The 21,378-nt window shown below is 71.7% G+C and carries 27 protein-coding genes, 2 tRNA genes and 1 pseudogene; 9 read left to right on the forward strand and 21 right to left on the reverse strand.

The window, feature by feature from the left end:
* Positions 1-102: 102 nt before the first annotated feature.
* The 7 genes from AB0G16_RS29110 to AB0G16_RS29140 all read right to left on the reverse strand — a co-directional run bounded on the left by AB0G16_RS29110 (position 103) and on the right by AB0G16_RS29140 (position 4,455).
* Positions 103-1,263, reverse strand: coding sequence for a UDP-N-acetylmuramate dehydrogenase (locus tag AB0G16_RS29110; RefSeq protein WP_362811813.1), 1,161 nt, complete (start codon positions 1,261-1,263; stop codon positions 103-105).
* A gap of 34 nt (positions 1,264-1,297) precedes the next feature.
* On the reverse strand, positions 1,298-2,557 hold the full coding sequence (locus AB0G16_RS29115) for a hypothetical protein (RefSeq protein WP_362811816.1): 1,260 nt from the start codon (positions 2,555-2,557) through the stop codon (positions 1,298-1,300).
* Positions 2,558-2,679: 122 nt separating this feature from the next.
* Entirely contained in the window at positions 2,680-3,108 is a 429-nt protein-coding gene (locus AB0G16_RS29120) for a MaoC family dehydratase (protein WP_362811819.1), read from the reverse strand.
* Between the two features lies 1 nt (position 3,109).
* The gene (locus tag AB0G16_RS29125) at positions 3,110-3,556 is read right to left on the reverse strand and encodes a MaoC family dehydratase N-terminal domain-containing protein (RefSeq protein WP_362811822.1); all 447 of its coding nucleotides are present in this window, start codon (positions 3,554-3,556) and stop codon (positions 3,110-3,112) included.
* A 307-nt stretch (positions 3,557-3,863) separates the two neighbouring features.
* The gene (gene rpmG, locus AB0G16_RS29130) at positions 3,864-4,028 is read right to left on the reverse strand and encodes a 50S ribosomal protein L33 (protein WP_350957462.1); all 165 of its coding nucleotides are present in this window, start codon (positions 4,026-4,028) and stop codon (positions 3,864-3,866) included.
* Between the two features lie 79 nt (positions 4,029-4,107).
* Positions 4,108-4,181: transfer RNA gene (locus tag AB0G16_RS29135), tRNA-Met, on the reverse strand.
* A 201-nt stretch (positions 4,182-4,382) separates the two neighbouring features.
* A tRNA-Thr gene (locus AB0G16_RS29140) sits at positions 4,383-4,455 on the reverse strand.
* Between the two features lie 508 nt (positions 4,456-4,963).
* On the opposite strand from AB0G16_RS29140, the gene AB0G16_RS29145 reads away from it, so the two are divergent.
* From AB0G16_RS29145 to AB0G16_RS29160, 4 genes are all read left to right on the forward strand, one after another.
* The gene (locus AB0G16_RS29145; RefSeq protein ID WP_362811826.1) at positions 4,964-5,275 is read left to right on the forward strand and encodes a hypothetical protein; all 312 of its coding nucleotides are present in this window, start codon (positions 4,964-4,966) and stop codon (positions 5,273-5,275) included.
* Positions 5,276-5,608: 333 nt separating this feature from the next.
* Positions 5,609-6,901 carry a GAF domain-containing SpoIIE family protein phosphatase gene (locus AB0G16_RS29150; protein WP_362811829.1) on the forward strand — a complete coding sequence of 431 codons (1,293 nt, stop codon included), beginning with the start codon at positions 5,609-5,611 and terminating at the stop codon, positions 6,899-6,901.
* 139 nt (positions 6,902-7,040) lie between these two features.
* A complete protein-coding gene (locus AB0G16_RS29155; RefSeq protein ID WP_362811831.1) occupies positions 7,041-7,442 on the forward strand; it encodes a YciI family protein in 402 nt (133 codons plus the stop codon).
* Positions 7,443-7,445: 3 nt separating this feature from the next.
* Positions 7,446-8,717 (forward strand): sigma-70 family RNA polymerase sigma factor, encoded by a 1,272-nt coding sequence (locus tag AB0G16_RS29160; protein ID WP_362811834.1) that lies wholly within the window; start codon positions 7,446-7,448, stop codon positions 8,715-8,717.
* Between the two features lie 193 nt (positions 8,718-8,910).
* Here AB0G16_RS29160 and AB0G16_RS29165 read toward each other — a convergent pair whose 3' ends face one another.
* The 6 genes from AB0G16_RS29165 to AB0G16_RS29190 all read right to left on the reverse strand — a co-directional run bounded on the left by AB0G16_RS29165 (position 8,911) and on the right by AB0G16_RS29190 (position 13,256).
* Positions 8,911-9,375 (reverse strand): MerR family transcriptional regulator, encoded by a 465-nt coding sequence (locus AB0G16_RS29165; protein WP_362811837.1) that lies wholly within the window; start codon positions 9,373-9,375, stop codon positions 8,911-8,913.
* Positions 9,360-9,692, reverse strand: coding sequence for a hypothetical protein (locus AB0G16_RS29170; RefSeq protein ID WP_362811840.1), 333 nt, complete (start codon positions 9,690-9,692; stop codon positions 9,360-9,362). Before AB0G16_RS29170 ends, AB0G16_RS29165 begins: the two co-directional genes overlap by 16 nt.
* Before the next feature lie 138 nt (positions 9,693-9,830).
* A complete protein-coding gene (locus tag AB0G16_RS29175; protein WP_362811843.1) occupies positions 9,831-10,589 on the reverse strand; it encodes a glucose 1-dehydrogenase in 759 nt (252 codons plus the stop codon).
* The gene (locus AB0G16_RS29180) at positions 10,586-11,890 is read right to left on the reverse strand and encodes an MFS transporter (protein ID WP_362811846.1); all 1,305 of its coding nucleotides are present in this window, start codon (positions 11,888-11,890) and stop codon (positions 10,586-10,588) included. The genes AB0G16_RS29175 and AB0G16_RS29180 overlap by 4 nt, the downstream gene beginning before the upstream one ends.
* 70 nt (positions 11,891-11,960) lie before the next feature.
* Positions 11,961-12,542 (reverse strand): TetR/AcrR family transcriptional regulator, encoded by a 582-nt coding sequence (locus AB0G16_RS29185; RefSeq protein WP_362811849.1) that lies wholly within the window; start codon positions 12,540-12,542, stop codon positions 11,961-11,963.
* A gap of 120 nt (positions 12,543-12,662) precedes the next feature.
* Positions 12,663-13,256 carry an NAD(P)H-dependent oxidoreductase gene (locus tag AB0G16_RS29190; RefSeq protein WP_362811853.1) on the reverse strand — a complete coding sequence of 198 codons (594 nt, stop codon included), beginning with the start codon at positions 13,254-13,256 and terminating at the stop codon, positions 12,663-12,665.
* A 113-nt stretch (positions 13,257-13,369) separates the two neighbouring features.
* Here AB0G16_RS29190 and AB0G16_RS29195 point away from each other — a divergent pair, with 113 nt between their 5' ends.
* Positions 13,370-14,206, forward strand: a complete 837-nt coding sequence (locus AB0G16_RS29195; RefSeq protein WP_362811856.1) for a helix-turn-helix transcriptional regulator — start codon at positions 13,370-13,372, stop codon at positions 14,204-14,206.
* 27 nt (positions 14,207-14,233) lie between these two features.
* Here AB0G16_RS29195 and AB0G16_RS29200 read toward each other — a convergent pair.
* Both AB0G16_RS29200 and AB0G16_RS29205 read right to left on the reverse strand, forming a co-directional pair.
* A pseudogene (locus AB0G16_RS29200) lies at positions 14,234-14,365 on the reverse strand (sigma factor-like helix-turn-helix DNA-binding protein); the annotation flags it as partial.
* A gap of 156 nt (positions 14,366-14,521) precedes the next feature.
* Complete coding sequence (locus AB0G16_RS29205; protein ID WP_362811859.1) at positions 14,522-14,989, reverse strand: SRPBCC family protein; 468 nt, start codon at positions 14,987-14,989, stop codon at positions 14,522-14,524.
* Between the two features lie 99 nt (positions 14,990-15,088).
* On the opposite strand from AB0G16_RS29205, the gene AB0G16_RS29210 reads away from it, so the two are divergent.
* The gene (locus tag AB0G16_RS29210; RefSeq protein WP_362811861.1) at positions 15,089-15,673 is read left to right on the forward strand and encodes a hypothetical protein; all 585 of its coding nucleotides are present in this window, start codon (positions 15,089-15,091) and stop codon (positions 15,671-15,673) included.
* Positions 15,674-15,975: 302 nt separating this feature from the next.
* On the opposite strand, the gene AB0G16_RS29215 is transcribed toward AB0G16_RS29210, so the two are convergent.
* Positions 15,976-16,815 (reverse strand): alpha/beta hydrolase, encoded by an 840-nt coding sequence (locus AB0G16_RS29215; RefSeq protein WP_362811864.1) that lies wholly within the window; start codon positions 16,813-16,815, stop codon positions 15,976-15,978.
* A 221-nt stretch (positions 16,816-17,036) separates the two neighbouring features.
* Here AB0G16_RS29215 and AB0G16_RS29220 point away from each other — a divergent pair, with 221 nt between their 5' ends.
* Together AB0G16_RS29220 and AB0G16_RS29225 are read left to right on the forward strand one after the other, a co-directional pair.
* Positions 17,037-17,648 carry a DUF2975 domain-containing protein gene (locus tag AB0G16_RS29220; RefSeq protein WP_362811866.1) on the forward strand — a complete coding sequence of 204 codons (612 nt, stop codon included), beginning with the start codon at positions 17,037-17,039 and terminating at the stop codon, positions 17,646-17,648.
* Between the two features lies 1 nt (position 17,649).
* On the forward strand, positions 17,650-17,871 hold the full coding sequence (locus AB0G16_RS29225; RefSeq protein WP_362811869.1) for a helix-turn-helix transcriptional regulator: 222 nt from the start codon (positions 17,650-17,652) through the stop codon (positions 17,869-17,871).
* A gap of 195 nt (positions 17,872-18,066) precedes the next feature.
* Here the strand turns inward: AB0G16_RS29225 and AB0G16_RS29230 are convergent, their stop codons facing one another.
* From AB0G16_RS29230 to AB0G16_RS29245, 4 genes are all read right to left on the reverse strand, one after another.
* A complete protein-coding gene (locus AB0G16_RS29230; RefSeq protein ID WP_362811872.1) occupies positions 18,067-18,324 on the reverse strand; it encodes a hypothetical protein in 258 nt (85 codons plus the stop codon).
* A 123-nt stretch (positions 18,325-18,447) separates the two neighbouring features.
* The gene (locus AB0G16_RS29235) at positions 18,448-18,912 is read right to left on the reverse strand and encodes a hypothetical protein (RefSeq protein WP_362811875.1); all 465 of its coding nucleotides are present in this window, start codon (positions 18,910-18,912) and stop codon (positions 18,448-18,450) included.
* Between the two features lie 257 nt (positions 18,913-19,169).
* Complete coding sequence (locus AB0G16_RS29240) at positions 19,170-19,808, reverse strand: hypothetical protein (RefSeq protein ID WP_362811878.1); 639 nt, start codon at positions 19,806-19,808, stop codon at positions 19,170-19,172.
* 363 nt (positions 19,809-20,171) lie between these two features.
* The gene (locus tag AB0G16_RS29245; protein ID WP_362811888.1) at positions 20,172-20,453 is read right to left on the reverse strand and encodes a GNAT family N-acetyltransferase; all 282 of its coding nucleotides are present in this window, start codon (positions 20,451-20,453) and stop codon (positions 20,172-20,174) included.
* Positions 20,454-20,570: 117 nt separating this feature from the next.
* On the opposite strand from AB0G16_RS29245, the gene AB0G16_RS29250 reads away from it, so the two are divergent.
* On the forward strand, positions 20,571-20,735 hold the full coding sequence (locus AB0G16_RS29250) for a hypothetical protein (RefSeq protein ID WP_362811881.1): 165 nt from the start codon (positions 20,571-20,573) through the stop codon (positions 20,733-20,735).
* Here the strand turns inward: AB0G16_RS29250 and AB0G16_RS29255 are convergent.
* Complete coding sequence (locus tag AB0G16_RS29255; protein WP_362811884.1) at positions 20,718-21,161, reverse strand: hypothetical protein; 444 nt, start codon at positions 21,159-21,161, stop codon at positions 20,718-20,720. The two genes, AB0G16_RS29250 and AB0G16_RS29255, sit on opposite strands and share 18 nt — an antisense overlap.
* Between the last annotated feature and the right edge of the window lie 217 nt (positions 21,162-21,378).

Here is a 21,378-nt window from a genome sequence, read left to right on the forward strand (position 1 = left end):
CGTCCGGTGCCTCGTCCGGTGCCTCGTCCGGTGCCTCGTCCGGTGCCTCGTCCGGTGCCTCGTCCGGTGCCCGTGCCCGTCCCCGCCCTCGCCGGTCGGTGCTCAGAGCCGGGTGCCGATCATCACGGGCTCGTTGACGAGGGTGACGCCGAACTTCTCCAGGACGCCGTCCCGGACCTCCCTGGCCAGGCCGAGAAGCTGCTCGGTCGATGCCGACATTTCTGGATTTGTCAGCGCAAGGGTGTGCTTGGTGGAGATGCGCGCCGGACCTCGCCGGTAGCCCTTGGGGAACCCCGCGTTCTCGATCAACCACGCGGCCGGGACCTTGACGGCCCCCTCCGGCATGTCCCAGCGCGGGAAGCCCGGGGCCCGCAGCTCCAGCTCGGCGGCCTGCGGCGCGGTCAGCACGGGGTTGGTGAAGAACGATCCGGCGCTGCGGGTGTCCGGGTCCGCCGGGTCCAGCACCATCCCCTTGCCCCGCCGCAGCTCCAGCACGGCGGCGCGGGCCTCGGCGGGCGGCACCCGGTCGCCCAGGGCGACGCCCAGCCGGGAGGCCAGCTCGCGATAGGCGATCGGGCCGGAGAGCCCCTCCCCGGCCAGCCGGTAGGTGACCGCGAGCACGACGTGGCGTCCGGGTTCCTCCTTGAACGCGCTGTGCCGGTAGGCGAACCCGCACTCCGGGGCGGTCAGCTCCCGCACCCGGCCGTCCCGGCGGTCGTAGACCCGGACCCCGGTGATCGTCTGGGAGACGTCCTGACCGTAGGCACCGACGTTCTGGATCGGCGTGGACCCGACCAGGCCCGGGATGCCGGACAGGCACTCCAGGCCCGTACGCCCCTCGGCCACCACGCGCTCGACCAGGGCGTCCCAGTCCTCGCCGGCCTGCGCGGTGAGCAGGTCCCCCTCGTCGCGGACACCGCGGGAGTCGACGCGTACCACCAGGCCGTCGAAGCCCTCGTCCGAGACGACCAGGTTGCTGCCGCCGCCGAGCACGAGCACCGGCTCGCCCGCCCGGTCCGCCGCCGCCACCAGCTCGACGATCTCCTCGGCGGACCCGGCGCGCACGAACGTCCTCGCCGGCCCGCCCAGCCCCAGTGTGGTGTACGGCGCCAGCGGCTCCCCGGGCACCCGCTCCGCCGCCGCGTCCCGCGTGACCGGCCCCGTCCGTGCCGCCGCCGGCGACCCCGGGACGGATCCCTCCACCGCCCCGGGGACCGACCCCGTCACCGACCCCGTCACCGACTCCGGCACCCGCTCCGTCATGTGCTCCCCGCCCCGGCCGACATCCGCGACCAGCCTACGGGGAGCTCAGCAGCTTCAGCACCCGGTCACGGGTCTGACCGGACTCCCTCTCCCGGTAGGCGGGATCGACGCCGTCGTCCTCGTGGTCCCGCTCCCGGTGGACGGGGAGGTCCTTGCCGAGGGCGACGAGGGTGCCCGGCAGCCTCAGCGAGAACTCCAGCCCGGCGTCACCGTGGTAGCGGGCCTCCGGGGGGAACCCGCCCGCGGCCAGCGCGGCCTCGCGCCTGACCGCCAGCAGGCGGCCGGACAGCCCCCGCACCTCGCCGGGCTCCGCGTCCGACCATCCGTGGCCGCCTTCGTGGAAGGCCACGCCCTCCCAGCCCACCGCGGTCACGCCCTCGTCCTCCAGGGCCTTGAGCAGCGGCGTCACGACGTCGCCGTCCGGCATCACGGAGGTGTCCATGACGACGTGCACGTCCGAGTCGTCCAGGCGCAACAGCGCGTCACGGCTCTCCCCCCACCCGGCGGAACCGCCCCGCCAGTGCGGGAGCTCGGCCACGTGCCAGGCCTCCACCCGCCGGGGGAACTCCTCCGCCAGCTCGTGCAGGACCGCCCCGGCGCCGTCCACGTCTCCCAGGTCGAGAGCGAGGATCCCGGCCTCGGTACGGGCCACCAGGGCACGTACGCACTCACGCAGGTCGTCGGGCCGGCCGTCGACCAGCAGCGCGACGGTCACCGTCGCGCGCGGCGCGCTCGCCTCCTCGACCCCGGCCGGGGGGACGATGCTCTCGTCCATCCGGGAGACCGACAGACTGCCGTCCCACAGCAACTGGGAGGAGACCATCCGCTCGGGATGGCCGTCGAGATCCTCCGACCGGCCGGCCAGCTCGGACCCCTCGGGCGTCTGCCGGGGAGCCGCCTCGGTCTCGGCGACCCGGTTGGCGTCCAGCTCGTCGAGGCCGCCGGCGTGACGGTCCGACCGGGAGGCCTCGGCGACCCGGCCCGGGTCGGCGTCCCGCTCCCGTCCACCGGCGTCGTCGGCGTCCGCGCGGCGCGCGGGATCGGAGTCGTCGTCACCGCGGCGCGCGGGATCGGGATCGGCGCGGCGCGGGGAATCGGGGCCGGCGGGGCGCGCGTCGTCGCCGGTGTCCGCGACGATCGGCGGGACGGTGGTCCGCCCGGCGTCGTGGTCACCCTGGGCGGTGGGGGCGAGGGCGTCGCCCGCGGAGGGCGAGGCCGCCCGGGCCGTACGGCCACCCTCGCGGGGCAGGGACGCTACCGTGGGCCACACTTCGAAGGTCGGTGCTTCGCTCATGCACGGACGCTACCCGTGGACCGGGAGATGATTCGGCCCCGCCCCCGACTGCTGCCGGCCGCCCCGGCCCCGCCGGCCGCTCACCGGCCGGCTTCCGGCCGCCCCGTCGCCGCCGCCGGACGCTAGGAGAGCTGGACCACCGCGCGGGCCTTGGACAGCACCCGTGAGTCGTTGGACCTGGCGGTCAGGGCGACCACCACGCGCTTGTCCTCCAGCTTCTCCTCGATGATCCCGCTCACGGTGATCACCGCGCCCCGGTCGTCGTCGGGGACGACGACCATGGAGGAGAACCGCACCCCGTAGTCGACGACCGCGCCCGGGTCGCCCGCCCAGTCGGTGACGAACCGGCCGCCCTGGGCCATGGTGAACATGCCGTGGGCGATCACGTCGGGCAGCCCGACGGTCTTGGCGAAGCGCTCGTTCCAGTGGATGGGGTTGAAGTCGCCGGAGGCTCCGGCGTACATCACCAGGTTGGCCCGGCGCACCGGGTAGTCGGCGGACGGGATCTGCTGCCCCGTCTCGACCTCGTCGTACCTGACCGTCGCGGCCATATCAGCTCGCCCCTCCGCGCTCGACGATGGTGTTGTAGGCGACGCACACGTCCTCGCCCTCGACGGTGGTGACGTCGCTCCTGACGGTGATCAGCTCGTTCCGCCCGACGACGCGGATGTCGGTCACCATGGAGACGCTGACCAGCTCGTCCCCGGCCCTGATCGGCCGCCGGTACTCGAAGCGCTGCTCGCCGTGGACCACCATGGCCAGGTTCAGGCCGAGCTCGGGGTCGGTCAGGATCGACCCCCCGGACAGGCTGAACACGATGGGGAAGGTCGGCGGAGCGATCACGTCGGGGTGGCCCGCCGCCCGGGCGGCCTCCCGGTCCCGGTAGACCGGGTTGTCGTCGCCGATCGCCGCCGCGAACTCCTTGATCTTCACACGGCTGACCTCGTACGGGGCGGAGGGCGCGGACGCCCGCCCGACGAAGTCGCGGTTCAGAGCCATCGTGCTCCTTTGCGGGTACCGGCACGGCGCGGCCGGCACCGGGGGGTCGAGCTGACAGTGACAGGACGAGCATCCAGGACGCGGCCCGGACGAGGCCACCGGGAAACCGGATGGGGCCACCCGGAAACCGTAGCCCGCCCGGCCCCGGCCCCGGTCCTCCATCGAGGCCAACGTCCCCGCGAAAAACCTGTACGAACACGACAAACCGGCGCCCCGTCTGAGGACGCCGGTTTTCGTGGAGTATGTGCGTGCCGACGAGGCACTTCATCTCCCGCCGTGAGGCGGGAGGCTTCGCGAGGGGCAGCGACTAGCGGGTCTCGCGGTGCGCCTGGTGCGCCTTGCAGTTCGGGCAGTACTTCTTCAGCTCAAGCCGATCCGGGTCGTTGCGCCGGTTCTTCCGCGTGATGTAGTTGCGGTGCTTGCACTCCTGGCAGGCCAGCGTGATCTTGGGCCTAACGTCGGTGGCAGCCACTTGGGAGTGCCTTTCTACGTTCGAGACATTGGACAACCCACGGCAGTCTCCTCCGATGGGAGGAGACCCCGGTGGGTAGTAGCGGAGGCCGGACTTGAACCGGCGACACAACGATTATGAGCCGTTTGCTCTGCCTGGCTGAGCTACTCCGCCTTGAGGCCGACAAAATCGACCGACCCCGCAAGGATACCCGACCCGTCGAGTGCCTGCGTACTTGTGCAGGTCGGGGCGATCTCTTCTGGGTGACCCCAGTATGCCCGTCAGCGTGTCGGAACCTTGAGTATTTTCTGACCTGCCTTTATGGCCGGTCAAGCCGAAAGCCCCAACCGAAAGGTCAGGGCTTCTAGGCTGTCGAGCCCCTTTACGGAATCGAACCGTAGACCTTCTCCTTACCATGGAGACGCTCTGCCGACTGAGCTAAAGGGGCCTGTCCGTGTCGCTCTCGCTTGCGGACAGGTGTAACCATACACGGCTCCGGAGCGGGATGCGAAATCAATCGAGGACCACCCGGATCACCTCACGTCCCCCCGTGAGATCCCCGTGAGATCCCCCGTCGACCCCGGCCTCGTCGGCGGTGCCGCACCCGCCCGCCCCGCGTGGCGCCCCGCCCGGCGACCACCCCGGCGCCCCCCGGACGACCACCTCGGGAGCCGCCTCCCGGGGTGGGGCACCCGCCGGAGGCCGGAGACGCGGACCCGGGGGGCGGCCGTCGCCCGGGCGGGGTTCGTCCACACCACGGGTCATCGATGAAACGATCGGCGGGGACCACGGGTCCGTCCGCCGCCACGGGCCCGGCCGCCACCGCCCGCCGCCGGGGGTACCCGAGATCCACCGCGTGGCCGTCGATCTCCGCCTCGGCCGGACCGGGGACGCGCGGCCCGGCAAAGATCAGCCCATGGTCCTTCAGTCGGATTTGCGGAACACCGAGGAGCACGATGCTGCAGGACCGTCGCAGAGAAGCGATCCGCGCGCTCGACGAGAGCGACCGGCCGCACCTGTACTGGCACGGCGTGGACGACGACGGCCACGTGTGGCTGTTCGAGACCGTCCTCGACGACGGCGGGGAGTACTGGCCGGTGAGGCACGCCGAGCTGGGTTCCGACGGTCTCGCCCGCACGTACTCGTGGAAGCGCATCGAGGACGAGCACGGCTTCCTGGCCGAGGGCCCGATCTACCCCGACGACTTCGGGCTGAACGCCCTGACCCCCGAGGAGTTCGGCACCCTGTGGGCCGCGCTCAGCAGGTGAGGGACCCCGCCGTACCGGGCCGGGGCCGATCGGGCGCGCCGCCCGCCGTCGTCCGGGACGGGCCCGCGGCAACCACTTCCCGGCCCCGTACGAAAAAGCGTCTGCGAGGCGAACCGGGAACGGGCCGCGACGGCACCGTACGATGCACCGCGGGACCGTGTGATCCGCGACCGGCGGGGCAGCATCGCCTCCGGGCCACCGGGGCACGGACCGGCCGTGCGGTGGCCCGCCCTGTTCCGACGGACACGATCACCGGCCCCGGACCGGTCCCGGGAGCCTTCCGGCGCGGCGGCGCCCGCCGGGCGGCGGGCCGGGGAGAGGGCGGTTGCGCACATGGGCTTTGAGATCCCGTCGGCGGTGCTCGATCCCAAGCGCCTGTCGGCGGTACGGGCCACCGGCCTGCTGGACACCGAACCCGAGCCGTCGTTCGACGATCTCGCCCTGCTGGCCGCCCGGGTGACCGGGACGCGGCGGGCGTTCGTCACGCTGGTGGACGACCGGCGGTCGTACTGGAAGAGCGCGATCGGCATGGGGGAGCTCTCGGTGTCCGAGCGGCAGAGCCCGGTGTGGGAGAGCCCCTGTCACGTCCTGATCGCCACGAACGAGCCCCTGCTCGCCGGGGACGTCGCCGCGGACCCCCGCCTGGGCTGCCTGGCGGCGGTGGAGCGGCTGGAGATCGGCGCCTGGGCCGGGTATCCCATCCACGGCCCCGACGGCGAGGTCCTGGGCGGGCTCTGCGTGGTGGACGAGACCCCGCGCGCCTGGTCGGACATGGACGCGCAGACCCTGTCCACCCTGGCGCGCGCCGTGTCGGGGGAGATCATGCTCCGGGACGCGCTGGCCCGCTCCGAACGCCAGGTGGCCGAACTGCAGGCCGCGGGCAGGGTGTCGGAGGAGCTGGCCCGGACCCTTCAGGAGAGCCTGCTGCCGCCGATGATGCCGACGGTCCCCGGCCTGGAGGCCGCCGCCACCTACATCCCGGCCGCCGGCGGGGTGAACGTGACCGGCGACTTCTACGACCTGTTCCTGGCGAGCGGCTCGCGCTGGTGCGCGATCCTGGGCGACGTCTGCGGGCACGGCGTGGAGGCCGCGCAGATCACCGCCCTGGCCCGGTACACGATGCGGGCCGACGCGCCCCGCCACGTCTCGCCCAGCAAGGTGCTGGAACAGCTCAACAGCGCCCTGCTGGCCCAGCGGGTCAAGGACGGGCGGTTCCTGACGGCGGTCTGCGCGATCTTCCGTCCGGACGGGGACGGGTTCACCGGGATGCTCTCCACCGCCGGGCACCCCTCCGCCCTGCTGCGGCGGGCCGACGGCACCGTGGAGGCGCTGCGGACGCGCGGCGTCGTCCTCGGCGTCCTGGAGGAGACAGGCCTGGAGAACGCGCGCTTCGACCTGCGGCCCGGGGACACGCTGCTGCTCTACAGCGACGGCGTCACCGAGGCGCACCCGCCCGGGGAGCAGGACCTGTTCGGGGACGAGCGCCTGATCTCGCTGCTGTCGGCCTGCCGGGACCTCGACGCGGACGGCACCGTGCGGCGGATCGGCGACGCCGCCCTGGGGTACAGCCGGGGGTACATGACGGACGACATGGCCATCCTGGCGCTCCGCGTCCCGGTGCCGTGACGCCCCCGCCCGACCGGCCCGTCCCCGCCGCGGGAAATTTTCTCCCGGATCACCCGGAGGGACGTCGAGAACGGGGTTGCCGGCTTCTACCCATGGGTGAGGGCGCCGGGACAGGCGTCCGGAGACGAGGAGCGAACCCATGAAGTACATGGTGCTGATGCAGTTCAACGCCGAGGCCGGCTTCCCGGCGATCGGCACCTGGCCGGTGGAGGACGTCACGGCCCACATCGCGTTCATGCGGGAGACGAGCGAGAAGCTCGTCGCCGCCGGGGAACTGGTGGACGCGCAGGGCCTGGCGGCCCCGGACCAGGCGAAGATCGTACGGGCCGGCGAGGGCGGCGCCCCCGTGGTCACCGACGGCCCGTTCCCGGAGACGAAGGAGTTCCTGGTCGGTTACTGGATCATCGACTGCGAGGGCCCCGAGCGGGCGGTCGAGTTCGCCGCGTACGTCTCGGCCGCCCCCGGTCCCGGCGGCAGGCCGCTGAACATGCCGATCGAGGTGCGCCAGGTGATGTCGGCGGGCCCGCCCGAGGAGCTCTGACCGTTGGCCGGACCTCTCCTCGACGACCTGCTGCGCCCGCTGGTGCCGCAGGTCGTCGGCGTGCTCACCCGGCGTTTCGGCGACTTCGCCGCCGCCGAGGACGCGGTCCAGGAGGCGCTCCTGGACGCGGTGGCCCAGTGGCCCGCCGAGGGCGTGCCCGGCAACCCCCGCGGCTGGCTCGTCCAGGTCGCCTCCCGCCGGATGACCGAGCGGATCCGCAACGAGCAGGCGCGCCGCCGCCGGGAGGAACGGGTGACCGCGCAGGCACCCGCGGACCGGCGGACGGCGCCGGCCGCGGACGACGAGCTCGCGGCCGACCGGGACGACACGCTCACCACGCTCTTCCTGTGCTGCCACCCCGCGCTGACCCCGGCCTCGGCGATCGCCCTCACCCTGCGGTCCGTGGGCGGCCTGACCACGGCCGAGATCGCCAGGGCGTTCCTGGTGCCCGAGGCGACCATGGCGCAGCGGATCAGCCGGGCCAAGCAGCGCATCAGGACCTCCGGCCTTCCCTTCCGCCCGCCCCTGCCCGGGGAACGGGCCGGGCGGCTCGCCTCGGTGCTGCACGTGCTCTACCTCGTCTTCAACGAGGGGTACGCCGGCAGCGCCGGCCCCGACCTGCAGCGCGTGGAGCTGGCCCGCGAGGCGATCCGGCTGACCAGGACGGTCCACGACCTGCTTCCCGACGAGCGCGAGGTGGCCGGGCTGCTCGCGCTGATGCTGCTGACCGACGCCCGGCGCCCCGCGCGTACCGCCCGGGACGGCTCCCCCGTCCCGCTGGCCGAGCAGGACCGGAGCCTGTGGGACGGCGCGGCCGTCGCCGAGGGCGTCGCGCTCATCACCGCGACCCTGGTCCACGGCGCGGTCGGCCCCTACCAGCTCCAGGCGGCGATAGCCGCGCTCCACGACGAGGCGGCCACGGCCGCCGAGACCGACTGGCCACAGATCCTCGCGCTGTACGGCCTGCTGGAGCGCATGTCCTCCGGCAATCCCATGGTGTCGCTCAACCGCGCCGTCGCCGCCGCCATGGCGCACGGCGCCGAGACGGGCCTGGGCATGCTCGGGGCGCTGGAGGCCGACGCCCGCCTGGCCGGCCACCACCGCCTCCACACGGCGCGGGCCCACCTGCTGGAGATGGCCGGGGACCGGCACGCGGCCGTCGAGGAGTACCGCGTCGCGGCGAGCCGCACGACGAGCATCCCCGAGCGGGACCACCTCACCACCCGCGCCGCCCGGCTCGCCGCCATGATCCTCGAGGACCCGGGAGACCCCTGAGAACCCGGAACGCCCCGGAGGACCGGGAGGGATCTCGGGGGCGTCGCAGGCCGTGCCGGTCCAGGACGTCCCGCCACGTCACGAGAGAAGGGCCCCGGACGAGATCCGGGACCCTTCGGCGTCCCCGGTCGCCCCCCACGCGGGAACCGCTCGAGAGGCCCGGCACGACCGGAAGAACGCCATGAAGATCATTTCACACATCTCGGCGGGCCGCGAACGGCGGCGGGTCCGCCGGGCCCGGGAACGGCAGCGGGCAGCCCGGGTTCACCGCGCACGCCTCCAGGTCCTCGCACCCGGCGTCCACCGCCCGGACCAGCGTCTCGCGGACGGTCCGCAGGTCCGCGATCCTCCGCTCCACCTCGTCGAGCTTGGCCTCCACCCGTACCCGCAGACCGCCGTCCGGTCCGCCTCGTCGGTGCGCGGTCGCCTCGACCAGGTCGGCCACCTCCTCCAGGGTGAAGCCCAGCCGCTGCGCCGCCTTGATCATCCGAAGGACCGTCACGGTCCGCGGCGGGTAGAGCCGATGCCCGCCGTCGCTGCGCGGCGGCTCCCGCAGCAGGCCTCGCCGGTGGTAGTAGCGCAGCGTCTGGGCGTTGACCCCCGCCGCCGCGGCGACCTCCCCGGTACGCAGCCACTCCCCGTTCACGGCGCGGCCCACGGGGCCACGCCCGCCGCCCGGGCCATCAGCGCGTCGAGCACCCCGCTGTGCGCCGCCGGGACCTCGACGTCCACGGTCACTCCCCCGTCGCCCGGGGTGAGGACGAAGGTGAGGAACGAGCAGCAGCTCGTCTCCCGGGCCGTCAGGTCCCGTACGCTCTCCTCCACCCGGGCCCCGCCCCCCAGCGTGAGCCGCAGCCGGGTCGCCTCCACGCGTTCCATCCCGCGCAGCGCCGAGGCGAACAGCTCGTCGAACTCCGCGATCCGCAACGGCCGCTCCCCGGTCGGGAGCGTGCATCCGGCCGGAACCCACTCCATGAGCCCTCCCCGTGCCACGGGCGCCCGCCTCCTGGCGCGAGCGGCCCCACACCCCGACGGTAAGCCCGTACCCCGGTACAGGATGCAACCCCGCCCCCGCCCCCGCCCCCGCGCCGGGCCCGGCGCCCCTCCCGCCGATCAGGCGGTGGCGCCCCCGTCGAGGACCAGGTCGTGGCCGACCGCGAATCCCGACTCCGGCGCCGCGAGCCAGAGCACGGCGGAGGCCGCCTCGTCGAGCGTCCCGACCCTGCCGATCGGCAGCGCGTCCTTCAGCCGCTCGGCCCGGTCGGCCTCGGTCTCGCCCGGCCGCAGGGACATCGAGGTGTCGACCGGACCCGGGCTGATCGCGTTGACGCGGATGCCCCGCCCGATGTACTCCCTCGCGGCCGTCCGGCTCAGCGCGCTCACGGCCGCCTTGGACGCCGCGTAGGCGCCGAGGAACGGCAGCCTCAGGTGGGCGCCCAGGTTGGAGGAGGTGTTGACGATCACGCCGCCGCCGTTGCCGAGCATGTGGGCGATCTCGTACTTCATGCTGAGGAAGACGCCGGTCAGGTTCACGGCCAGCTGGCGGTCCCAGGCGTCCTCGTCCATGTCCGCGAGCATGCCGCCCTCGACGACTCCCGCGTTGTTGAACGCGACGTGCAGGCCACCGTGGCGCTCCACCGTGGTCGCGACGAGCCGGGCGACGTCCGCGGAGGAGGAGACGTCGGCGGTCACCGCGTCGGCCCTGCCCCCCTCGTGCTCGATCAGCTTCGCGGTCTCCTCGAGCGCCGCGGCGCCGCGTCCGGCGACCACCACGGTGGCGCCCTCCCGGGCGAAGGCGAGCGCGGTGGCCCGGCCGATGCCCGAGCCTCCGCCGGTGACGAGAGCCACCTTGCCGGTGAAACGTGCGTTCATCGCTTCTTCTCCTTCGTTCGTCCGCCACGGCGCGGGAACGCCGCGAACAGAGCGGTGATGACGAGAGCGGCGGCGGCGCTCCGCAGCGCGAAGGCGTGGCCGCTCGACGGGGGGTCCGGGTGGGCGCCGGCCAGCAGGACCAGCGCCGCGAGGCCCAGGGGAGGGCCGATCTCCATCGCGGTGTTCAGCAGCCCGCCGGCCAGCCCTGCCTCGTCCGCCCGCGTGTCACCCATGACGGCGAGCGCGGCGGCGGAGAACGTCATCCCCGTCCCGCAGGGGAAGACGACCAGGCCGGCGTAGGGCGCGTCGAGGAGGCCGAGCAGCAGCAGGCCGGCGGCCGCGACGGCCGTGCCGATCGCCAGGACACGACGGGTCCCCAGGCGGGGGACGAGCCGCCCGGCCAGGGGGCCGGACACGAGGACGGCCGGGGCGGACAGCAGGAACGCGGCCGACGTCCACAGCGGCGACAGGCCGCGGACCTGCTGCAGGTACAGGGACAGCAGGAAGAACCCGCCGGCCATCGCCCCGGCGCAGAGCGTCACGGCGGTCAGCGGAAGGGCACGCCCGCGCAGGAACGGCAGCGGCGTCAGCGGGGCCGGGGAGCGCCACTGGGTCAGGGCGAAGAGCACGAGCAGCGCGACCCCGGCGAGGACCGTCCAGCCGGAGCGCTCGGCCCCGTAGGTCAGCGCGGTCAGCCCGGCGGTCACCAGCACGGCACCCGGCCAGTCGATCCGGCCCCCGCGCGGCGGAGGATCGGCGGGAACGAGCCCCGGCAGGACGGTCACCGCGACGGCCGACACCACGACCGGCGCCAGGAACACCCATCGCCACGGCACCCAGGTGGTCACCACGCCGGACAGCACGATCCCCGCGGTCGCACCGGTGCTGCTCAGCACGCCCCACAACGCCGTCGCCCGCGTCCGGCGGCGCGGGTCGGGGAACACGACGCCCAGCAGCGCCATCGCCGCCGGCGCCGCCAGCGCCGCGCCGGCGCCCTCGGCGAACCGGGCGATCACCAGCGCGTCCGTCCGGGGGGCGAGGCCGGCCGCCGCCGAGGCGAGACCGAAGACGGCCATGCCGGTGACGAACACCCTCCTGGGGCCGAGGAGGTCCGCCAGCCGCCCGCCGAGCAGCAGCAGCCCCCCGAACGACAGGCCGTAGGCGGAGGTGACCAGCACCAGGTCGGCGTCGTCCCCCCGCAGATCCCGCTGGACGGCGGGCAGCGCGACGGTGATGACCGTGATCGTCGCGATGAGCGTGACCTGCGCGGCCCCCAGCAGCGCGAACGCCGTCCGCGCCACACGCCTTTCTGGACCGATCGTTCTGTTTTCCGGGCACACGGAAGCGCCATCCGTCACGACGATCACTTCCTCAGTCCAGCGCGGCCAGCGCCTGCGCGGTGGCGTCGCGCAGCCTGCCGGGATCGGGGTGGGCACGGCCGAGGACGCGCATGCCCTGCATCACGACCAGCAGGAAACGGGCCAGGGCGCGCGGATCCCTGTCGTCCGGGATCTCGCCCTGCGCGCGGGCCCGGGTCAGCGCCGAGGTCAGCGCGGTCTCCAGGTTGTCCCAGCTCGCCTCGACCCGGCGAGCCGCCAGCGGATCGCGCGACATGACCTCCACGGCCGCGTTGACGACCATGCAGCCACGCCTGCGCTCGTCACGCAGGGACTCCTCGGCGTACGCCTCGACCAGCGCCCGCACGGCCGGGAGCGCCGGCCCCGGCTGGGAGAGCATCTCGACGACCCGGGGATCCCTGGTCTGCAGGTACCTCTCCAGCGCCTTCACGTAGAGGTCGTGCTTGCCGCCGAAGGTGGCGTAGACGCTCGCCCGGGCGATGCCCAGGTGCTCGACCAGGTCGGCCATGGACGTCGCCTCGTACCCCCGCTCCCAGAACAGCTCCAGCGCCTTCTGCAGGACCGCGTCCGGATCGAACTCCTTGGTTCTCGCCACACCGGGAACCCTAGCCATACAAGACCGAACGGTCAAATATGCGGCGTCGTACGGCCCCCTGACCGTGATCCGGAGGCCGTACGGCCTCCGGGCCGGGGCCCGAGCCGCCGGCCCGGACGCTCACGCCGGGTAGGGGGCGGCCTCCCTCGCCGACCTGAGCGCGCCCGCCCACCAGGCCAGCTGGTCGAGCAGCGTCTTGGCGTACCCGGGGGCCTCGGGGTCGAGCGGGTGGCCGTCCCGCCACTCCGTGAAGTAGTTCGGGAAGGCCAGGCCGTCACGGATCGTCACCGCGTGCAGTTCCGTCAGCACGTTCTCCAGGTGCAGCACGGCGTGCCTGCCGCCCGCCGCGCCGCCGTAGCTGACGAAGGCGACCGGCTTGGCCGTCCAGTGGGTGAAGTGCCAGTCGACGGCCGCCTTCAACGAGGCGGGATAGCTGTGGTTGTACTCCGGCGTGACCACGACGAACGCGTCGGCGCCGTCCAGCGCCGAGGTGAGCGCCGCCATCCCGGCCGGGCGCGGGTAGTCCTCCCCGGCGAACTTCGGCGGCACCTCGGGCAGTGCCAGCGGGATGTCGATCCCCGCCAGGTCGACGACGTCCACGTCGAACCCGCCGTGGGTCCGGGCCTGGCCGGCGACCCACGAGCTCACCGTCGGGCCGAACCGTCCTTCCCGGACGCTTCCAGTGATGATCACCAATTTGTACCTGTCATCCATGCCCACCACGATCGGGCCACCGTCGTGGTCACGGCCAGACCGTGCTCAGGCTGGCCCCCGCAGGGCCACCCACGGCGCTCCTCCGCCGGGGCAGGGCGCCGTATGCTCGCGGCATGGGTACGCCATTGGGTGACTTCATCCGCGCCAGGCGCGACAGCATCCAGCCGGACTCGCTGGGGCTGCCGGACCACGGCCGCCGCAGGTCGCCCGGCCTGCGGCGCTCGGACCTGGCCGCGCGGGCCGGCATCAGCGTCGAGTACCTGACCCGTATCGAGCAGGGCCGTGACCGCAACCCCTCGACCGCCGTGATCAACGCGCTCGCCGACGCGCTCAGCCTCTCCCCCTCCGAGCGCGACCACCTGCGGTACGTCGCGAAGATCACCGGTGGCGAGTGTTCCGCCCACGAGCGACCGGCGGCCCCCCACCGTGACGTCCGGCCGTCGGTCATGGAGACACTCCGCCTCCTCGAACCGGGCATCGCGGTGGTGACGAACCGGCTGGGCGACATCCTCGCCCGCACCAGCGGCTACGAGATGCTCATGGACGGCACCGGGTTGCTCGAGGGCGACACGCCGAACCTCACCCGCCACGTCTTCACCGACCCCGGTGCCCGCACGTTCTTCGCCGACTGGGACGACGTCGCGGACGAGCAGGCCTTCGACCTGTGGCTCGCACCGTCCGTCGAGAACTCCGAGTGGTTCACCGCGGAACTCGCGCCCGTCGCCGGCCCCGACTTCACCCGGCGCCTGAACCGTCACGTGGTCCCCCGGCGCGGCGTCCTGCGGATCAACCACCCGTCCGGGCACGAGCTCCGGCTGCTCCGCGAGACGCTCGAACTCTCCACGGACGCGCAGCAGCTCCTCGTCCTCCTGCCCGCGGACGAGGAGACGGCCCGGAACATCGATCGCCTCCGGAGCCGCCCCTCCGGCCGACTCCGCGCCCTCTCCTGACGCGTCCCGGGCCGGCGCGTGGTGGGCCCGGCTCTTGACGTTGCCCACCGAGCGGCCGGGCATCTCGGCCGTCTGCGTCTCGGTGAGGTCCTCCCGGAAGCGCAGCACGATCACGGCGCGCTGCTCGGGCGTCAGCCCGGCCGGCGCCTGGCGCAGCACGATCCGGTCGAGCGCGGCATCGTCACAGGAGGCGCCGCGCTCCGGCGGGTGGGCGCTCGGCGACTCGGGGCTCGCGCCGCCGCTGCCCGGCCGCCGGGGCGTCCGGACGCGTCCGCCTGGTTCGCGCTCGCCCGTTCGGGCGGTCCGGGGAAATCCTCACTCCGCCGTGAACGTGGTCTCGGCGACCTGCTTGACGTACCGGTTCCGAGCCTCGATCAACCTGGGCATGTAACGACGGAGAACCGATGTCTCGGCGATTCTCCCGAAAGGGCCGAAAGGCGCGGCGAATTCGACGACGTCGCGCATCACCGTGCCCCCGTGTCCGTCAGGCCGGAAGAAGTGGGCGTGGTACCAGCGTTCGAAGGGACCCGACACCTGCTCGTCGACGAAACGGCCGGGGCGGTCGTAAGCGCTGATCGTGGACGTCATCCGCCAGCGAACGCCGAAGTGCCGAGCCCGCCACGTGACGGTGTCGCCGAGCCCCATGCCGCCGCCCGTCACACCGCCGACCGCCTTCTCGGAGGACCCCGCCATCGACGCCAGGTGGACGTCCACGTCCAGCGAGATGTCGAAGACCCGTTCCGGCGGCGCCATGACATGCGTGACGATCTCGAATTCCGGCATGCGCCAAGCCTAGGACAGCGCATTCCACTGCATTCCACTGCATGACCCGATCGGCAGGTATTCCGGGCGTCGCCCTTCCCACCCGTTAGGGTTCTTCGCATGGCCGTTTCCTCCGTCGCGAATCTCCGGCGTCGGGCACCGAATGCGAGCCGGTGGCGGCGATCGGCGTTCTTCCTCGGCCCCGCCACCGCGAGTGCCGTCCTGACGCTCCTCGCGTCGGCGTATCCCGGCGGCAATCACCTCCTGGCTCTCCTCGCCGTTCCCGCCTGGCTCCTGGCCGGCCTCATCTGGCTCTCCCTCCTCATCGCCCGGGACAGCCACCACAGGCGCAGCCCCTGGATCGTCGCGACGCCGCTCATCGGGACACTCACATTCGCCCTGGTGAGCTCCGAGCTTCCGATGCGGACGGCCTTCCTGATCTCCGAGCCCGCTCTCACCGGCTACGCGCGGTCGCTCCCCGAACGGGAACGCTGGTCGTCCGGGCAGGAGCGTGCCGGCCTGTTCACCATCGAGAAGGCGCAGCGCTGGAAGGGGGTCACGCGTCTTGGTGTCGCCGGTTCGGGCGGGATGCTCGTCACGTGCGGATTCGCCCATGTCCCGGACGGACGCGTGGAGGACCTCGGCGTGTCCTCGTACAGCCACGTGACCGGCGACTGGTACGCGACGTGCACCGACCACGACTGACGCGGACTCCTGTCACGGTCGCCGGGACGCCGGGCGGTCGCGATTCGCGTCGACGCCGTGTATCGGTCCCGCCCGGCTCCTGATCGCATCGGCCGAAAACGGCGACGCCTGTTCACGGGCCGAGCGATTTCAGCGGCTCGGCGGGGCCGGAATGCGAAGCGCGGGTCGTACAGGCCTGAAATCGCGCGGTCGCTCGCGGACACGCAGGAATGCGAAATCCCTCGGGCGTTCCGGAGGCCGAGCGAGGACGACGCGTGAACGAGACGGACGACCGGTACCGGCGCCTCGTGCGACGCCGTTGTTCATCCCAGGAACGCCGCGGTCGTCGCCACGAACCGGTCGGCGTCGTCGAGCCATGGAAAGTGGCCCGCTCCCGGCTGGACGACGAACGTGGCGTTCGGGAGCAGCTCGGCGAACTCGGCCGCGACGTCCGGGGGCGTGTTCAGGTCGACCTCTCCGGCGAGCAGCAGAACCGGCGCGGTGAACGCGGCCAGTGCCGCGCGAGTGGCCCGCGGGTCGAAGGCGCCCTCGGCGCCGAAGGCGGCCGCGGCCTCGGTGTTCCGGTGTGCGTCCTGGGCCGCCTGATGAGCCCGTGCCGCCGCGTCCCATCGGCCGTAGAAGAAGGGGTCGACGGCCGCCCGGCCGGCGCCGGTGGCGTTGCCTGCCACGACGGCCTCAAGAGCGGCGAAGGCCGCGTCGAACCAGGGCTCGTCCTCGCGGAGCCTCGCGACCGCGAGCCGGCTCTCCCCCGTGGCATCGATGCCGACGGCCCGGGTGCTCGGCGTGATCAGAGCGAGCCTGCCGACGCGTTCCGGGTGGCGGGCCACGTACAGCGCCGCGAGGTTCGCGCCGGCGGAGTGCGCGAGCAGGTCCAGCCGGTCGAGATCGAGGTGCTCACGCAGTGCCTCGACATCGTCGACCAGCCGGTCACAGCGGTAGGAGGCGGCGTCGGCCGGTACCGCGGACCCGCCGGTGCCCCGAGGGTCCACCATGACCAGCCGGCGGTGCGCCGACAGGCCACCGAGGTCACCGAGGTAGGCCGAGTCCTGCATCGGGCCGCCCGGCAGGCAGATCACCGGGGCGCCCTCACCGAACGCGTGGTAGGCGAGGTCGTTTCCGTCACGTGCGGAGAAGGCGGGCATGGCGAGATCCTGCCGGCGGCGTTCCGGGCCGGGCAACCGGCACTTTCGGGAGACGGTCACCGTGGCCCGCGGCTCACCGCCGAAATGCGCGGCGACCGTCGAGCCCCCGGTCCTGCCGCCCGGCCGCGGAACACGGAGGAAGCGAATTCCCCATGAGCCCTTCGGTCGGCACGGTTTATCGTTTATCGTTAATATCGACAATCGAGGACGGAGGTCTCGCGGTGTCGACGTCATTGCGGGTCCGGACCGCCCGCGCCTGGTGGGCGATCTTCGAAAATCTGATCTACCTGGCATTCGCGATCGCCGTCATCGCTTCGATCGGCGCGCTGGGAATGGCCGCGGGGATCTTCCACGGCCCCGCCTCGATGCAGATCCCCCAACTGGTGGAGTGGCCCTTCACCGCACCTCGGCAGGTCGGGCCACTGAGGATCGGACTGGACCACAGCGCCCACGTCCTGCTCGACCGTGCGGAGAGGTCGCAGGTTCTTCTCCTGCACATGCCGTCGGTGGTGGTGACGCTGCTGACCGCCGTCATCACCTTTCTCCTGTGGCGGGTCGCCCGCACCCTGAGGGCGGGTGACCCCTTCGTGCCGCGCAACGCCCGTCGCATCTTCACCATGGCGGGTTGCGTCGCGGGATACGGCCTGATCGCCGAGCCGCTCAGGACCTGGGTGGCGGTGATCACCGTCGACGGCACTCCGGCCGAGGGGATGATCGACACCGACTGGCCGTTCGCTCCCGCTCCCCTCGGGTTCGCTCTCCTCCTGGCCGCACTGGGGGCGATCTTCAGGAAGGGAACCCGCCTGCGTGAGGACGTGAGAGGGCTCGTCTGACATGTCTCCGGACACGGATCATCACATCCGAACGCATCTGGACCGGTTGCTCCAGGAGCGAGGGATGACGCTCACCGAACTGGCGGACCGGGTCGGGGTGACGATCGTCAACCTGTCCATCCTCAAGAACGGCAGAGCAAGGGCGATCCGCTTCTCCACGCTGAGCGCGATCTGCCGCGAGCTCCGGTGCCAGCCGGGCGACCTCCTCACCCACGACGACTGACCTTCGGCCCCCGGCGACGACCGGCAGGCCGATCACGGCAAGGTCCTGACCGGTCGTACCCGCCACAGGGGACGAGAACGGCGGGACCCGGTACCGGTCGGCCACCGTGTCGTTCGAGGGCTGATCGACGCGCGAACGGCCCCGCCGGGTTCTGCCGGATGGGACAGACGGAAAGATCGGTCCCACCTCGGTCGCCTACGTCCCCGGCGCCGGCTCCTCACGCTCGACCCAGAGCCGAAGCGCCCTCGTCGGAGGCAGTTGCTCCAGATCCGACAGCTCGGCGAGCGCGACGACACCGACGGAAAGCATGAAGCCGACCCCCACAAGGGCCATGGTGAACGGACCACCGAGGTGACGCCATTGTTCGTTGCCTCCGGCCTGGAATCCGCCGCCGACGAGAGCGAGCGCCCCGATGCCAAAAACGCCTGCGAGAAGCTCGGTGAAAGTCAACACGAAGGGCGATCTTACGATAGTCCGTACATTCACAATCATTGAAAACGGAGCAACCGGTACCGAATCGAAAGAAACGCGGTCGCCGAACCGGGATCGGAGTCACCGTGAATCGCCGGGACGCGGTCAGACGGCGTCATCCAGCTGTTCGGCTATCTGCTCCAGGCCGCCCTTGATGAGCTTTCCGTACTCGTCGTCCCCCAGTGCGCCGATCCCGGCTCGCGCCTGCCGCAGGTGCTCTCGGGCGCGGTCGAGATCGCCCAGCTTGCGGTAACAGTCGCTCACGTTCAGGTGCAGCGACGGATACAGGCCGGCCACCGAGAGCGGCACCCCGGCCCGCGCCACCTGCTCATCGGTGACCAGGTCGACGGCGGCGAGCGCTCGCAGGTCCCACATCAGCTCCTCGTTCACGTCGTCCTGGACATCGGCCATCGAGTGGGCGAGGACGCAGACATGCAGCGGGTCGCCTTGCTCGCCGCCGATGTCATCCCAGATCCGCGCGAACACGTCGCGAGCGACGTCACGCCGCCCCTGACGGTGATGCAGGTCCACCCCCTGGCCGATCCGGGCCATCGTCGGGTCGGTGGTCATCGGCGGCTCCTTCTCGGTGACGGGCAACCGCAGTCAGCCTACTCACCTGACGTGCCTTAACAATCATGAAGTTCCCGACCGGCCAGTTCGCTCGGCGCACCGGCACAAGAATGATCCGGTGATGTTCTATGGCGCCCGGCGTCGAGTCCCAGGGCGTGATTGACGGTTCCGACCGTTCCGAACCAGGCGACGCTCACGCCTCACGGCAGAAGACCGCGTTACCCGATCATTCTCCGGTGGCATGGCAGGCCACGACTTCAGTTGTCGAGCACGGGATGTACGACGAAGCCGGCGAGCACGATGTCTTCGAGATCCGGGTCGTCATCGAAGCAGAGACCTTCGTAGTTGAAGCCGAAGAGGGCGCGTAGCGCGTCCTCGGCGAGTTCCAACGGATGAAACGCCAACGGGTAGGGCGCCTCGCCGTCGCTGTCGACCGGTCGATCGCCGGCCCAGTACGGCGCTTCGAAGACCAGGGGAACGCCGACGTTCTCCATGACACCGTGGTCGGGAGCCAGACTGAGCGCGCGCCGTAGGCCGCCGTCACCGTCCCAGACCGCGTAGGCGAACCAATCCACCGCGCTGTGCATCGCGTGCAGACAGACGGTCCGGCCCGCCGCCTCATCGAGGAACTTCCGGCCCAGTTCGGAGGGCCTGTCCAGCGCGACGTCACCGGTGCACACCACGGTGAGCCCTGGAAAGCAGCCCGCGTAGACGTGGCGGTCCGGCGGGTTGGCCTGCTCGGACAGGGTGCCGTCCTGGATCTCGGTAATTCGGTGATCGGGGTAGAGCCGTCTGACCAGAGTTCTCGTCGCCTCCCTGTCGATGGAAGGCGCGGACTGCAGGATCGATCGGATGTCACCATCGGAATAGATCAACATCCAGTCCTTGGCACCCACGGGCAACTCCTTCGAAATACAGCATCGGCCCGGATGGTAGTGGCTGCCGCCGACAGCCATGGAGCGAGCCTCTTGCCACGTCATGTGCCGTCGCAGTACAGAACGCTGTTCAGCAGTAGATGGATGCACCGGTGACGGCCACGGTCCCCCTCTGGCTCAACGCCGGCGTCTCGGCTCCTGACGTGGCGTAGCGGGCCGGGCACAGCGTGGACGTCCTGCTGCGGGTCCGCGTCAAGTGCCCCGACGGTCAGAAGGACGCGGCGAACAAGCGAATCGGTGACGCGCTCACCGCATGACATGCCTGCCGTACGACCAGGACCTCGGGGACTCTCCAGGGTCCTTCTGGTCTCAGGAGACCGGTTCTCAGCGCTGTGCCGCCCTGGCGGCCCGAACGGCGGCGGGAACCTCCTGGAGATAGAGCCGGAACCCTTCCGCTTCCGGCTCGAAGCCCAGCGAGGTGTAGAGGCGGTGGGCACCATCGGCGGCATGGCGCTTGTGGGACAGGAGCTGGACCTTGTTGCATCCCGCGGACCGAGCGTCACCGAGCAGTCGCCGCATGATCGCGGTGGCCACGCCCGTGCGGCGATGACCGATCGCGACCACGACCGCCTCGACGAACGTGGTAGGGGCACAGCCGTAGGTCAGGTTCGGCGTATATCACATACTCGTTACCTGTTGTGGGTTCTCGGGACCGGTCCCGGTGAGATCGGTGCAGCATGGCGGCATGACAACCCTGACGTTCCGTCATCTAACCGCCGCAGCATGTGCGTTCCTGACGGCGGTTGTCTCGGTGGGCTGCGGCAACTCCCAGGTCGGTGGCACCGGTTCCCCGACCAGCAGTTCGGCGACCGGGCCTGTCCCGACCCCGACCCCGACCCCGACACGGCCCAGCGCCCGGAACGGTACGAACTACAAGGCCTGTTCTGACGGTGAGTGTGAGATCGCCGTGTCCAAACCGGTCACGATCAAGTTGTCCGACGCTCGGCTCGACTTCAGTTCCTTCAGGATAAAGAAGGTGGGGGCCGACGGCGTTGAGATATTCGTACCCTCCGCTACGCGTACTCTGCGCGTGACCGTCAAGAAGGGCTGCACGGTTGCCTTCTCCGAGGGCAGCAGCATCGGTTCATGGATCATCGAATCGTGCTTTGGACCACCGGTTAGTACCCCTGGGTTCGCCGAGCAATTGGTGACTGTCGAGGACATCACCGACGGCACCGCCATCCTGAACCTGAAGATCAGGCGAGCGAGGTAGCCGGGCACGGTGCCGGCGGCGGGCCATGGTTCCCGAATGCCGACGCCGCTGAGAGCGTCGATCATGCCGATCCGCCGGGCTGCGGTCAGCTCATGCAGCACCGGCGAGCCCTACCCTCCTTACACCAACGCTGACCAGCACCATCAGGTTGTAGGGTCGGGAGCTGGCGCGGTGGTGTCTCCTGGCAGTAGGGCCTGAGGCCTTCGATTCCGCCGGTTTCCCGGACGGGTGTGCCACCTCAGTGACCATGACCAGGTTCGTGGCTCCGTTTCCAGCTCCCGCCACCTCGAACCGTGCATGCGGTTCTCCCGCACACGG

Origin of the sequence: Streptosporangium sp. NPDC023615 (assembly GCF_040640155.1) — a bacterium.
Classification (GTDB): Bacteria; Actinomycetota; Actinomycetes; order Streptosporangiales; family Streptosporangiaceae; genus Streptosporangium.

Bases quoted from the DNA above. Each gene is read 5' to 3' on its own strand.
- AB0G16_RS29190 (WP_362811853.1), bottom strand. From the start codon at position 13,256: ATGGATGACAGGTACAAATTGGTGATCATCACTGGAAGCGTCCGGGAA.
- AB0G16_RS29175 (WP_362811843.1), bottom strand. From the start codon at position 10,589: ATGAACGCACGTTTCACCGGCAAGGTGGCTCTCGTCACCGGCGGAGGC.
- AB0G16_RS29170 (WP_362811840.1), bottom strand. From the start codon at position 9,692: ATGGAGTGGGTTCCGGCCGGATGCACGCTCCCGACCGGGGAGCGGCCG.
- AB0G16_RS29150 (WP_362811829.1), top strand. From the start codon at position 5,609: ATGGGCTTTGAGATCCCGTCGGCGGTGCTCGATCCCAAGCGCCTGTCG.
- AB0G16_RS29235 (WP_362811875.1), bottom strand. From the start codon at position 18,912: ATGACCACCGACCCGACGATGGCCCGGATCGGCCAGGGGGTGGACCTG.
- AB0G16_RS29215 (WP_362811864.1), bottom strand. From the start codon at position 16,815: ATGCCCGCCTTCTCCGCACGTGACGGAAACGACCTCGCCTACCACGCG.
- AB0G16_RS29120 (WP_362811819.1), bottom strand. From the start codon at position 3,108: ATGGCCGCGACGGTCAGGTACGACGAGGTCGAGACGGGGCAGCAGATC.
- AB0G16_RS29225 (WP_362811869.1), top strand. From the start codon at position 17,650: ATGTCTCCGGACACGGATCATCACATCCGAACGCATCTGGACCGGTTG.
- AB0G16_RS29205 (WP_362811859.1), bottom strand. From the start codon at position 14,989: ATGCCGGAATTCGAGATCGTCACGCATGTCATGGCGCCGCCGGAACGG.
- AB0G16_RS29155 (WP_362811831.1), top strand. From the start codon at position 7,041: ATGAAGTACATGGTGCTGATGCAGTTCAACGCCGAGGCCGGCTTCCCG.
- AB0G16_RS29250 (WP_362811881.1), top strand. From the start codon at position 20,571: ATGTGCGTTCCTGACGGCGGTTGTCTCGGTGGGCTGCGGCAACTCCCA.
- AB0G16_RS29125 (WP_362811822.1), bottom strand. From the start codon at position 3,556: ATGGCTCTGAACCGCGACTTCGTCGGGCGGGCGTCCGCGCCCTCCGCC.
- AB0G16_RS29145 (WP_362811826.1), top strand. From the start codon at position 4,964: ATGCTGCAGGACCGTCGCAGAGAAGCGATCCGCGCGCTCGACGAGAGC.
- AB0G16_RS29115 (WP_362811816.1), bottom strand. From the start codon at position 2,557: ATGAGCGAAGCACCGACCTTCGAAGTGTGGCCCACGGTAGCGTCCCTG.
- AB0G16_RS29195 (WP_362811856.1), top strand. From the start codon at position 13,370: ATGGGTACGCCATTGGGTGACTTCATCCGCGCCAGGCGCGACAGCATC.
- AB0G16_RS29210 (WP_362811861.1), top strand. From the start codon at position 15,089: ATGGCCGTTTCCTCCGTCGCGAATCTCCGGCGTCGGGCACCGAATGCG.
- AB0G16_RS29110 (WP_362811813.1), bottom strand. From the start codon at position 1,263: ATGACGGAGCGGGTGCCGGAGTCGGTGACGGGGTCGGTGACGGGGTCG.